Here is an 11,188-nt window from a genome sequence, read left to right on the forward strand (position 1 = left end):
GGCAGGAGGTCGGTGGCGGACCGTCAGTGCCCGTACTGGTACCACGCAGGAGCCATCAGGGTGGCTCCCGCGTGGCCGCCGGGTGCCGGGCCCGACACCCGGGCCGGGCTGGCTCAGGGCCCGGATCCGGCCACCTCGAGCACGGCTCGCAGGAGCTCGATGAGACGGTCCCAGCCGACGAGGAGGGCGGCGCTGTTCTCACCGGTGACGGGATCCGACGCGAGCAGGTGCAGGGTCTTCACCACGGCGTAGAGGTACTGCGGGCGCGGGCGCCAGACGGTGAGCTGCGGGTAGGTCTCGTCCAGCGTCTGGTGCAGGACGCGGCGCAGCGGCGTGTCGGGGCGCCGCCGCGCCGGGTCGGTACGGTGCAGGATGGTCACCACCGCGTCGATCTCGTCCACGTCCGGCAGCCATGTTCCGGCTCGCAGCGCGCTCTCGGCCTCGGTGAGGGCCTCGTCCACGGCTGCCACCGGATCGCCGCCGCCGTCGGGCACGGGCGGCGGCGCCCAGTCGTCGTCGTCATCGGTCACTGCACTACCGTCTCTCAACGAAGCCACGATGGGACACGGGGTGATCGGATGCACAACCCGCGGCCAGCGGACTCCAGGCCGCTGATCAGTCTGCCGCCGTCCCTCCGGCCGCCCCCGGAGACGGTGCCGGCACCGGAGGCGGTCGCGGCACTGGAGCCGGTGCCGGCGCCCCGCGTCGCTCTCCCCCGCCCCTTCCTGCTCGGCGTGGACGGCGGCGGTACCAAGACCACCGCCGCCGTCCTCGACCTGCGGCGGTCGACGCTGACCACCGCCACCGCGGGCCCGAGCAATCTCGACGTCGTCGGCCTCGACGGCGCCGCCGCCGCGATCATGGAGGCCGTCCGCGGGGCACTCGGCCGGGCGGGTGCCACGGCCCACGAGGTGGCCGCCGCGGTACTCGCGGTGGCCAGCGCCGACACCGACGAGAACCAGGAGGCCCTGCGCGACCGGCTCACCGAGCTCCGGCCGGTCGGGCGCCCGCTGGTCCTCAACGACGTCGTCGCGGCCTGGGCCGCCGGCACGCTGGGCCGTCCCGGTGTCGCCGTCATCAGCGGGACGGGCAGCAACGCCCTGGGCGTCGCCGCCGACGGGCGTACCTGGCGGTGCGGCGGCTGGGGGCACCTGCTGGGCGACGAGGGCTCGGGCTACTGGATCGGCCTGCACGGGATGCGCGCCGCCGTGGAGTTCCGTGACGGGCGCGCCCCCTGGTCCGCGCTCGTGCCCCGCCTGCTGGCCTTCTACCGCCTCGACCTGGTCGAGAGCGTCGACGATCTCGTCTACGGCAGCCTCGACAAGGCGGGGATCGCCGCGTTCGCCGTCGAGGTCGCCGCCGCCGCGGCCGCCGGTGACGCCGTCGCCCACCGGATCCTGACGGAGGCCGGCCGGCTGCTCGCCGACCAGGTGCGCACCGTGATCGACCGGCTCGGCCTGGTGGGCGAGTTCCCCGTCGCGCTCGTGGGCGGCACGTTCAACTCCGGGCCGCCGTTCCTGGAGGCGTTCACCGCCCTTGTCACCGCCACCAGCCCACACGCGCGCCTCGTCCGGCCGCGGATGTCCCCGGCCGTCGGGGCCGTCCTGCTGGCGGCGCGGCAGGCTGGCGCCGAACGGCTGGTCGACTGGGCCGGCCTGGGCGCGCTCAGGGCCTGATCAGGGCGTCGGCGTCGCCGAAGGCCTGGTCAGGGCGCGGACGTCGCGGTCGGACCAGGGGCCGGGGCGAACGGGTCACCGGACACCGACGGGACCCGCGCGAACGGCGGCGCGGAGGCCGGCGAGGTGCCGACCGCCGACGGGTCGGTGGAACCGAACGGATCGGCGGTGCCGGACGGGTCCGCCGTCGTGGTCGGGGTGGCGGTGACCTCCGGGGAGGGCGAGGCGGTCGGCGTCGGCGAGGTCTCCGGCGCCGGGGCGGTGCTCGCCCGCGCCCGCGGGGTCGGCGTGGCGCTCGCCTGCTCGTCACGCCGGTCGGCCTTGGCCTGCTCGACCGCCGCCGTGTACGAACGCGAGGCCGGCAGCGACTCGGGCCGCACCATGATGTACAGCGCGAACACGGCGGCGAGCGCGAACCCGAGCAGCAACGTCGAGCGCTGCGCCGGAATCCGGTCGAGGAACCTCATGAGGACGTCGGTGGGGCCGTGTCGAGGTCGGCCGGCACGTGGATCCCGGCGCGCAGCAGCGCCATTGTGATCTTGGCACGCAACGCCCGGCCGACCTCGAACTGCTTGCCCGGCAGGGTCCGGGCGACGACCCGGATCTTGAACTGGTCGAGGTCGATGCTCTCCACCCCCATCACGGTCGGTGCGTCCAGCAGCAGGTCGTGCAGCGCGTCGTCGGCGTACGCCTCGGCACCCACCCGGGTGAGTACTTCACTGACCGTCGTCACGTCAACGCTCGTGGGTATCGGGACGTCCACCACGGCCCGGGCCCAGCCCCGGGACAGGTTCACCACCTGGACGATCTGCCCGTTCGGCGTGATCACCACCTCGCCGTTGGACGTCCGCACACTGGTGATGCGCAGCGTGACCTCCTCCACCGTCCCGGTGATCGCGCTCGGCGCCCCCTGGACGATCAGGCGGACGAGGTCCCCGAAGCCGTACTGCCGCTCGGTGACCAGGAAGAACCCGGCGAGCACGTCCTGGACGACGCGCTGCGCGCCGAAGCCGAGCGCCACGCCGACCACAGTCGCCGGGGCGACGATGCCGGTCACCGGCACCCCGAGGCGCTGGAGCACCAGCACGACCGCCACGCAGTAGACCAGGGCCAGTGACACCCAGGTCAGCACCTGGACGACCGCGTGCCGGTGTTTCGTCGCCTCGGAGCGGACCACCCCGTCGGTCTGGCTCGACCGCTGGTCGATGCGCCGCTCGACGCGGTCGCCCACCCAGGTCGCGAACCGGGTCAACAGGACGGCCGCGATCACGATCATGACGATCTCGAGCCCGCGGCCCCGGGCCCACTCGGAGATGTCCGTCAGCGGAGCGGCCGCCGTGATCATGGCGTCAGTGTGGTCAGGACGGCTCGATCCTGCCCGCATCGCGTTCTCGCGAGCCACCCGCGGCCAGCGGTCCCGCGCAGACAGGTCCGGTATGCCCTCACCCATCCGAACCTACCCGCGCCCCCGGCCCCGACCACCCGCGCCCCACAAGCCGCAAAAAAATCTCCACCTACGCCCACGCCCGACCGGAGGGCCCCGCGGCCGGCGCCATCGGCTTGACCTGCGGTTGATGGGCAGTTGAAGTCATCCGTGTACTGCGCCGTTCATCTTCTATTCGCGTGTGGATTAACGCGGGTCCCTAACGTCCCTGAGGCACCGACCGCGCGACCCGGCCCGGTCGGACCTGACTGGGGGGCTCGTGCTCATCCGCCGTTTCTGGCCACCTCTCGCCGCCGCCGCCGGCCTGGCGGTGATGGCCCTGCTGGCATCACCGGCGTCCGCCGTGGTGGTGCCCAACCCGGTCACGCTGTCCGCGCCGGGGGCCGTCCTCTCCCTGACGCCGACCGGCAGCTACGACACCGGGATCTTCGACGAGAGCGCAGCGGAGATCGTCGAGTTCTACGCGAAGGGCAAGCGCCTGCTGAAGGTGAACGCCGCCGCCGGCGAGGTCGAGGTGCTCAGCATCGCCGACCCGGCCAGGCCGACCCGGCTGTTCGCGCTCCAGACGACGGGCGTCACCGCCGCGGACGGGTCGGTCATCCCGGCCGGCGCGGTCGCGAACTCGGTGGCCGTGCGCGAGGACGACGGCCTCGGCGTCGTGGCGGTCGAGTCCGACCGGAAGACCGACGCCGGCTGGCTGGTGTTCTTCGACGCGGCGGGCACGGGCGCCGCTCTGGGCGCGGTACGGGTCGGCGCGCTGCCGGACATGGTGACGATCACCCCGGACGGTGACCGCGCGGTCGTGGCCAACGAGGGCGAGCCGGCCGAGGACTACTCGGTCGACCCGGAGGGCTCGATCTCGATCATCGAGCTGCCCCGGCACGTCGAGACCGTCGGGCAGTCGGCGGTTCGGACCGCCGGGTTCCACGCGTTCGAGGGCGCGGGGCTGCCCGCCGGTATCCGTGTCTTCGGTGGCCGCGCCGACGCCGGGACCGGTACGCCGGCCTTCCCGGTGAGTGAGGTCCTGGAGCCGGAGTACATCGCCGTCGACGAGCACTCCGACACCGCCTACGTGACCCTGCAGGAGGCCAACGGCATGGCCGTGGTCGACCTGAGGTCGGCCAAGGTCGAGAAGATCTGGCCGTTCGGCACCGTCGACCACAACGTCGTGCCGTTCGACGCCAGCGACCGCGACGGCGCCGTCAACATCCGTACCTGGCCCGTGCAGGCCTACCGCCTGCCGGACACGGTCGCCACCTTCAAGGTGAAGAGCACGACCTACCTGATCACCGCCGACGAGGGCGACACCCGGGACTGGGACGGCTACTCGGAGGTCGTCCGGGTCAAGGACCTCGGCTCGGGGGGTCTCAAGCCGATCTGCCCGTCGGTCGCCGAGGCCGCCGGCATGACGGTCGCGGACCTGCGCAAGGACGCGAACCTCGGCCGGTTGAACATCACGAAGGCGCAGGGCCTGTCGGCCGACGGCAGCTGCTACTCGACGCTCTACGCATACGGCGGCCGTGGCTTCTCCATCTGGACCACCGACGGCAAGCTGGTGAGCAGCAGCGCCGCCCAGTTCGAGCAGCTCACCGCGCAGGCGCTGCCGACGTTCTTCAACTCCAACCACACCGAGGTCGCCTTCGACGGCCGCAGCGACGACAAGGGTCCGGAGCCCGAGGGTGTCACGGTCGGTGAGATCGAGCGCCGTCTGTACGCCTTCGTCGGCCTCGAGCGCGTCAGCGGGATCTTCGTCTACGACGTCACCGACCCCCGGTCGCCGGCGTTCGTGACCTACGTCAACAACCGCGACTTCGCCGGCAACACCGGTGACCTGGGTCCCGAGGGCCTGGCCTTCCTCTCCGACAGCGACTCGCCGACCCGCAGGCCGCTGCTCGCGGTCGGCAACGAGGTCTCCGGCTCGACCACGGTGTACACCGTCGACGTCCCCCGCCGCTGACCCGACCGCCCACGACGGGCCCGCCTTCCGGTAGGCAACAGACCGGAAGGTGGGCCCGTTCGCGTATCGGCACGGCCGGCGTGGCCGGCGCGAGCCTCCGGTCGGGCCCGCGGTCGGGCCCGCGGTCGGGCCCGCGGTCGGGTCACCCGGGTGGGGCGCCGGGCCGGGGTCGATGGTCGAACGCGGCCAGCATCTGTTCCATCGCCAGGTCGACGCCCGCGCGGTCACCGGTGGCGAGCAGGTCCAGGAGCAGGCCGCGGGTGGTCGCGAGCGCGAGGCGGGCCCGCGTTCGCGCCTGCGCCGGCGGCAGGCCGTCTCGCACCAGGAACTCGGTCATCGGGCCGAGCCAGTCCTCCACGACTCCGTCCAGCAGCGGCCGGGCGTAGGCACGGCCCTGCAGCGCCTGGCCGTAGATCTCGAAGAACAGGCGCTCGAACGGCGCCAGTTCCGGCTGGCTCAGCCGCCGCCACATCTGACGCCCGAGCTCGACCGCGGAAGCCGCCGGTTCGCGCCGCATCTCGGCGAACGCGGCCCGCTGCTGCTCCTCCATCGCCCGGACCACCTCGACGAGGAGGCCGTCCCGGGAACCGAAATGGTAAATGATCATGCGATGGCTGGTGCCGAGGGCGGTCGCCAGCTGGCGCAGGCTCAGGTCGCCGATCCCGTGCTTCGCCAGGTGGGCGATGACGTCCGCCAGCAGGGCCTCTCGCGCGCGGCGCCCCGCGTCGGTCCGCGGACTGTCCGGCAGCTGACCTTGCGACGCCATGTACCAGATGGTACATATACCACCTGGAAGATGTACCACCTGGTACACACCCCGGCGCCATCGGCGCCGGTCGAGCAGCCGATCGCCCCACGGGAGGCACCCGATGTACTACGAGACCTCGGTGACCATCGACGCCACGGCCGACGAGGTCTGGGCCGTGCTGCGGGACGTCGAACGCTGGCCCACCTGGACTCCGACGATGACCACCGTGGACACGGCCGACGGCGAGCTGCGTGACGGCAGCCTCGTGCGGATCCGGCAGCCCCGACTGCCCGCGGCCGAGTGGACCGTGACCGACCTGGTGCCCGGCGCGGGCTTCTCCTGGATCTCCAGGGCCACCGGCATGACCACGGTCGCCGACCACCGAATCACGCCGGCCGCGGAACCCGGCAGGGTCACGGTGCGACTGAGCCTGCGACAGTCCGGGCCGTTGGCTCCGGTGGTGGCGCCGTTCATGGCGCGGCTGGTCCGCCGCTACGTCGACACCGAGGCCCAGGGGCTGCGACAGCACTGCGAGCAGCGGTCCCGCGCCGGCCGAAGCGACAGCTGAAACCCGGAGCCTCCCTCGCCCGGCCACCGGAATGCGACCGGCGGGGCGGATTGGGTCACGTACCCGGCCGGCCCGCCTCGAGCTGATCCCGCAAAACACCGGCTCGAACCGACCACATTCCGGATCATCCGCACCGGAAATCGTTCCCGGTGATTCCCCGGACGGCTCTCCCCGGGATCGGCCACAGCAGCGACGGGCCGGGGAGCCGAGGTCGGCCCGCCGAACCTGGAAGGTAACGCGCCGAAGCAGCCAGCTGACCATTTCTTCTCAGCTTTCTCCGGCCCCGCTGTCGCGATATCGGATCGGCATCCGTTCCCACCGGCTCCGGGTACCGTCCGGAATCGGGCCGAAGACGAGCGGCCGTCAGCCGACCGCGCCCTCGCCGGGTCCGCCCAAAGTCGGCATACACACTCATCAACGCAGGTCAGGCCACTGATCGCGGTAACGGTCGGATCTTTGGGCCGCTGCACGACGCGGCCGCCGCCCCGCGCGGTCGGGTCCGGCGACGGGTCGTCACCGCGGGACGCGGACGCGCGGAACCGGCCGCCTTTCACGCCGACCGGCCCGGTCGGGCACCTACCCGAATTCGCCTGCCCGAATGGGCCAATGAAGCCGGATCCCGAGCCCGGCGGGCCGTTGACCGACCGTCTCCACGGGCCCGGACCACGCCAGGATCTGACCACGTTCAGCAGTCGGACTGACACACTGCGGCGTTCGATGTCAAGATGAACAAACAGTTCATTTCGGTCATTATGCTGCGGAGACGGAACATAAATGCCTGTGGCGCAGCGAATTCCGAAGATCGTCCATGGCGGCCGAGCGGATCATCCCGAGCACCCGACGGCCCACGCCCACCACCGATCCGGACACCCGGAACAAGGTCATCGGCGCAGTACGCGATTAATACAGAGGAGCACTCGGACTCTCCCACACGCCAGACCCTCCCGGGTTGCGGTGAACCTGGCGTTGGTAGTTTTCTGCGCAAGTCGAGACTGACCGGCAAACGCTGATCCACACCCTGCGCCGGACCGCCGTACTCCCGATAAGGGCGGTTCGACGGGCGCCGTCGGTGAGTGTCATGGCGACTCGTCACAGTCAAGGGAGAAGGATTAATGCGTATCACCAGAATGCGGGCCGTGACGGCCGGCGTTCTCGGCGCGGCCATGACGGCGGCGGCCGTACCGGCCTGGGCCGTTCCCACGCCGGCTGCGACCGCGAGCCCGTCCGCCGACATCACCGAGGGCATCCTCGGCTCGCCGGATCCCACCGCCTCCCCGGGAAGCGGGATAACCGTCAACCTCGATCCGAGCGCCTCGCCGAGCGCCACTCCCGGGGCCACCCCGAGCACGGGTCCGAGCCCGTCCCCGGGCACCGGTCCGGGCGTCATCATCAGCAGCCCTTCGGCCACGCCGACCGGTACCGGTGACGCGACGCTGGACCAGTTCCTGTCCCTGCTCCCGTTCCGGCTCCCCTTCGACCGGGAAATCGACGGCATCGACGACTTCGAGACCAACCCGCTGCGCCTCAGCTACACCTGCACCGGCGCGGGCACCACCTGGCGGGTGAGCAACCAGTCGGACGTCGCGTTCGGCTTCGGCTGGTTCGACACCAGCCAGGGCTCCGGGATCTCCACCCTCGGCCCGGGACAGTCGCTGGAACTGCCGTCCCGCGCCATGGCCGTGATCGCCTCGCCATGGAACGAGACGACCGGAAACCTCCTGGTGACCGTTCCGGCCGTCGGCGTCTCCACCTGCGCCGGAACACCGGCGCCCACGGTGATCCCGGGCGGCGGCGGGGTGGGCTCGACGCCGCCAGCCGGTGTCGGTGCCGGCGTCGGTACCGGCGGCGGGACCGCTGGCGGGGTCGGGGGCGGCGGCACACCCGGCGGCGGCGGAGGCGCCACGGGCGGCGGGGGCACTCCGGGCGGTGGCGGCGCACCTGCCGGGGGCGGTGGAACCGGCGGCGTCGGCGCGCCCGGCGGCGGAACCGGCACCGGCACCGGCGGGAACGGCACCGGCACCGGCGGCGGTGGCGGTGGCGGCGGCGGCGGCGGCACCGGCACCGGCGGAACGGGCACCGGTGGCGGCAACGGCGCACCCGGCGGCGGCAACGGCGGCACAGGCACACCTGGTGGCGGTGGGGGCACACCCGCCGGCGGCGGTAGCGGAGGCGGAGGCGGAGGCGGCACACCCGCCGGCGGTAGCGGCGGTGGCGGCGGTGCGCCTGCCGGCGGTAGCGGTGGTGGCGGCACCGGCGGCACCGGCGGCGGTGGCGGTGGCGGCGGTGGCGGCGGTGCGCCTGCCGGCGGTAGCGGTGGCGGTGGCGGTGGCGGCGGCGGTGGCGGCGGCGGTGGCGGCGGCGGTGGTGGCGGCGGCGGCGGCGGTGGTGGTGGCGGCGGCGGCGGTGCGCCTGCCGGCGGTAGCGGCGGCGGCGGCGGGCTGCCTGTTGCTGCGCCCGCCGCGCCGACCGCGGTGTCCGCCGTGCCGTACTACACCGGCTGATCGCCGGCATGAAGCGGGACACCGTCAGCCCTCGTCAGCCGGGCTAGCGACACCGGCGCCGCCCCCGGCGCTCCCGGCGAGCGTCGGGGGAGGTCGCGGGGATCGAAGGCGAACTCCGCGACGAGCACGGAACGGCAGAGTGGGAGGCTTCCAGGATCTGGAAGCCTCCCACCTTGGCTGGCCCTCGGCGCGGGGGCGGTGCCCGCGGTCCGCCGCCGAGCCCGCCCGCCGGACCCGATACACGCCCGGTGGGATCGAGTACCGGGCTCAGGCAGGGCTCACTCGCGGGACGCGCCAAGGCCAAACCAAGTCGGGCCTATGTCCGCCGCCAGAGCTGCTGATAGCGAGCGCCGGCGTTCGTGTTCCGGTAGATACAACCGGGCCCGAGAGGTCGGTACAGGTTGGAGCCCACGTTCCCGGGATCACAGTTGCCGAAGTAGAACTCGTACGACAGCCCCCGCCCCGCGCGTTCCACGAACCAGTCGTTCATCCACTGGATGAAGTTGGCGCTGTCGCCTCCCCCGTTCGATCCCGCCCCGCTCACGACTCCCCACTCACCGACGCCGAACTTCTTGTTGTGGGCGATCGCGAAGTTGTAGTAGTAGGCCAGCCCACCGACCGCGGTGGCCTGGGCATCGAATTCCGCCTTCGTGCGTGACGGCGGCCAGAAGTCATAGTAGTCCAGACCGATGTCGTCGACCCAGGCGTCCCCCGGGTAGATGTCGAGCGCGTTGTGGCTGGGCGGATTCTGCGAGTAGTGGGCGTTGAGACTCCACGATATCTCGGGATCAGGTTCGGCCGTGGCCCTGATGGAGTCCACCACATGGCGCCAGCAGTTGATGAAGGCCGTCGGACTCGTGGCGGACCACTGGAACCAGTCGCCGTTCGCCTCCCATCCGAGCCTGATGATCGAATTCTGGCGACCGTAGGCGTTCAGCGTGCTGCCGAAATTCCGCCAATATGAGTCGTACGCGCCGGTCGCGCAGGTCGAGTTGCTCGCGCCCATATTCTCCGGGAAGGGCGGGTTCGCGATTATCAGTCGGCCCGGCCAGCCGGCGAAGTTCCGCAGCAGATCAGTGGGCTGCGTGATGTTCGTCCAGCTGTTGCGCGTGGTGTAAAGCAGGACGAAGTCACAGGGCGCCCCCCGCCAGGTGCAGAATGCGTCTATGTTCGTCGTGTTCATCACCGGGTCCGGGAAGCTCCCCGAGTTCCACGGTTTGCCGGAGAGGAGTCCCGCGTACAGCGGCGGCACCGGGGTCGGCGTCAGGCCGGCGGGGACCTCCACACGGTCGAAACTCACGGAGTTCCCGGTGGACGCCGCATTGCGCTGCCCTGTGTTCGCGAGCGTGAAGGCGTGGTTTCCAGGAGAGAGCTGGGCAGAGCTGTACAACAGCGTGATCGACGCGGTCGGCGCGTACGTGTCGATGGGGAAGGCCATTCCTCCGTCCACGCGCACCTCGGCGCGCCCTCCGTTGGGCCCCTTGACCCCGTAGATGTCCGCCTGGACGCCGGAGAAGCGGATGGTGGCCGCCGCACCGGCGGCCGTGGACGTCCGGATGCTGTTGTTGGGAGAGACGGCCACACAGCCCACACACTGGGTCCAGGTGCCGGCGTAGGAGACCTGGTTCGCTCCCATCCCGAGGGCGGTGTCCTCAACGGTGACCGGAGGTGTGATCCGTGGTGTCGGCACGACCGCCGCGTCGCCGACCACGGCACGGTCGAATCCCACGTAGAAGTTCGACGAGGCGCCGCTGCGCTGATGCACGTTCGTGATCGTCAGGGTGTGGACGCCCTCGGGCAGCCGCGCCGAGCTCCAGTTCAGAGCCACCGCCGAGGAGATGAGAAAAGTATCGACCATGGTCGGCGTCGCACCGTCGACACTAAAGGCCGCGAACCCCCCGAGCGGGTTCCTGATGCCGAATACGGAGATCTGGGCTCCGGAGAACCGGATCGTGGCTTGGGAACCGTAGCCGTAGGAGTAGCGAAAGCTGCTGTTCGGGGTCGCCGGCCCGCAACCGGTGCACACCGACCATGCTCCCGTGTAGGAGACCTGGTTGACGCCCGTGCCGACGGCGGTGTCCTCGATGGTCGTCATGGTCGTCTGCGCACGGGCCGGGGCCACCGCCGGCCCGAGTACCGCGCCGGCCATGGCAATCACGATGAGCGCGACAAGATTCGTTACACGGCGGGCAGGGCCCGAACACCGCCGGTTGAATCTACCGAAGCGCCCCGAAGGGCGATGCTTCGCCCGGATTTTTTCTCTCGTTGCACGCATCCTTATATCCCACCGTGAA

The 11,188-nt window shown here is 71.6% G+C and carries 9 protein-coding genes; 4 read left to right on the forward strand and 5 right to left on the reverse strand.

The window, feature by feature from the left end; all coding sequences use genetic code 11:
* Nucleotides 1-113: 113 nt before the first annotated feature.
* Nucleotides 114-530, reverse strand: a complete 417-nt coding sequence (locus B056_RS0103920) for a hypothetical protein (protein ID WP_018500601.1) — start codon at nt 528-530, stop codon at nt 114-116.
* 123 nt (nt 531-653) lie between these two features.
* On the opposite strand from B056_RS0103920, the gene B056_RS0103925 reads away from it, so the two are divergent.
* Nucleotides 654-1,676 (forward strand): N-acetylglucosamine kinase, encoded by a 1,023-nt coding sequence (locus B056_RS0103925; protein WP_230202805.1) that lies wholly within the window; start codon nt 654-656, stop codon nt 1,674-1,676.
* A 29-nt stretch (nt 1,677-1,705) separates the two neighbouring features.
* Here the strand turns inward: B056_RS0103925 and B056_RS39275 are convergent, their stop codons facing one another.
* Together B056_RS39275 and B056_RS0103935 are read right to left on the reverse strand one after the other, a co-directional pair.
* The gene (locus B056_RS39275) at nt 1,706-2,143 is read right to left on the reverse strand and encodes a hypothetical protein (protein ID WP_018500603.1); all 438 of its coding nucleotides are present in this window, start codon (nt 2,141-2,143) and stop codon (nt 1,706-1,708) included.
* Complete coding sequence (locus B056_RS0103935; RefSeq protein ID WP_018500604.1) at nt 2,140-3,021, reverse strand: mechanosensitive ion channel family protein; 882 nt, start codon at nt 3,019-3,021, stop codon at nt 2,140-2,142. Before B056_RS0103935 ends, B056_RS39275 begins: the two co-directional genes overlap by 4 nt.
* Nucleotides 3,022-3,379: 358 nt before the next feature.
* Here B056_RS0103935 and B056_RS0103940 point away from each other — a divergent pair, with 358 nt between their 5' ends.
* Nucleotides 3,380-5,077, forward strand: coding sequence for a choice-of-anchor I family protein (locus tag B056_RS0103940; protein WP_018500605.1), 1,698 nt, complete (start codon nt 3,380-3,382; stop codon nt 5,075-5,077).
* Between the two features lie 142 nt (nt 5,078-5,219).
* Here the strand turns inward: B056_RS0103940 and B056_RS0103945 are convergent, their stop codons facing one another.
* A complete protein-coding gene (locus B056_RS0103945) occupies nt 5,220-5,843 on the reverse strand; it encodes a TetR/AcrR family transcriptional regulator (RefSeq protein ID WP_018500606.1) in 624 nt (207 codons plus the stop codon).
* A gap of 103 nt (nt 5,844-5,946) precedes the next feature.
* Here B056_RS0103945 and B056_RS0103950 point away from each other — a divergent pair, with 103 nt between their 5' ends.
* Both B056_RS0103950 and B056_RS43465 read left to right on the forward strand, forming a co-directional pair.
* Entirely contained in the window at nt 5,947-6,393 is a 447-nt protein-coding gene (locus B056_RS0103950) for an SRPBCC family protein (RefSeq protein WP_018500607.1), read from the forward strand.
* A gap of 1,112 nt (nt 6,394-7,505) precedes the next feature.
* The gene (locus B056_RS43465) at nt 7,506-8,894 is read left to right on the forward strand and encodes a hypothetical protein (RefSeq protein WP_026239293.1); all 1,389 of its coding nucleotides are present in this window, start codon (nt 7,506-7,508) and stop codon (nt 8,892-8,894) included.
* 316 nt (nt 8,895-9,210) lie between these two features.
* On the opposite strand, the gene B056_RS0103965 is transcribed toward B056_RS43465, so the two are convergent.
* Entirely contained in the window at nt 9,211-11,043 is a 1,833-nt protein-coding gene (locus B056_RS0103965) for a glycosyl hydrolase (protein WP_018500610.1), read from the reverse strand.
* Between the last annotated feature and the right edge of the window lie 145 nt (nt 11,044-11,188).

Source organism: Parafrankia discariae, assembly GCF_000373365.1.
In the GTDB taxonomy this organism is placed as follows: domain Bacteria; phylum Actinomycetota; class Actinomycetes; order Frankiales; family Frankiaceae; genus Parafrankia; species Parafrankia discariae.

Bases quoted from the DNA above. Each gene is read 5' to 3' on its own strand.
- B056_RS39275 (WP_018500603.1), bottom strand. From the start codon at position 2,143: ATGAGGTTCCTCGACCGGATTCCGGCGCAGCGCTCGACGTTGCTGCTC.
- B056_RS0103935 (WP_018500604.1), bottom strand. From the start codon at position 3,021: ATGATCACGGCGGCCGCTCCGCTGACGGACATCTCCGAGTGGGCCCGG.
- B056_RS0103945 (WP_018500606.1), bottom strand. From the start codon at position 5,843: ATGGCGTCGCAAGGTCAGCTGCCGGACAGTCCGCGGACCGACGCGGGG.
- B056_RS0103950 (WP_018500607.1), top strand. From the start codon at position 5,947: ATGTACTACGAGACCTCGGTGACCATCGACGCCACGGCCGACGAGGTC.
- B056_RS43465 (WP_026239293.1), top strand. From the start codon at position 7,506: ATGCGTATCACCAGAATGCGGGCCGTGACGGCCGGCGTTCTCGGCGCG.
- B056_RS0103965 (WP_018500610.1), bottom strand. From the start codon at position 11,043: ATGGCCGGCGCGGTACTCGGGCCGGCGGTGGCCCCGGCCCGTGCGCAG.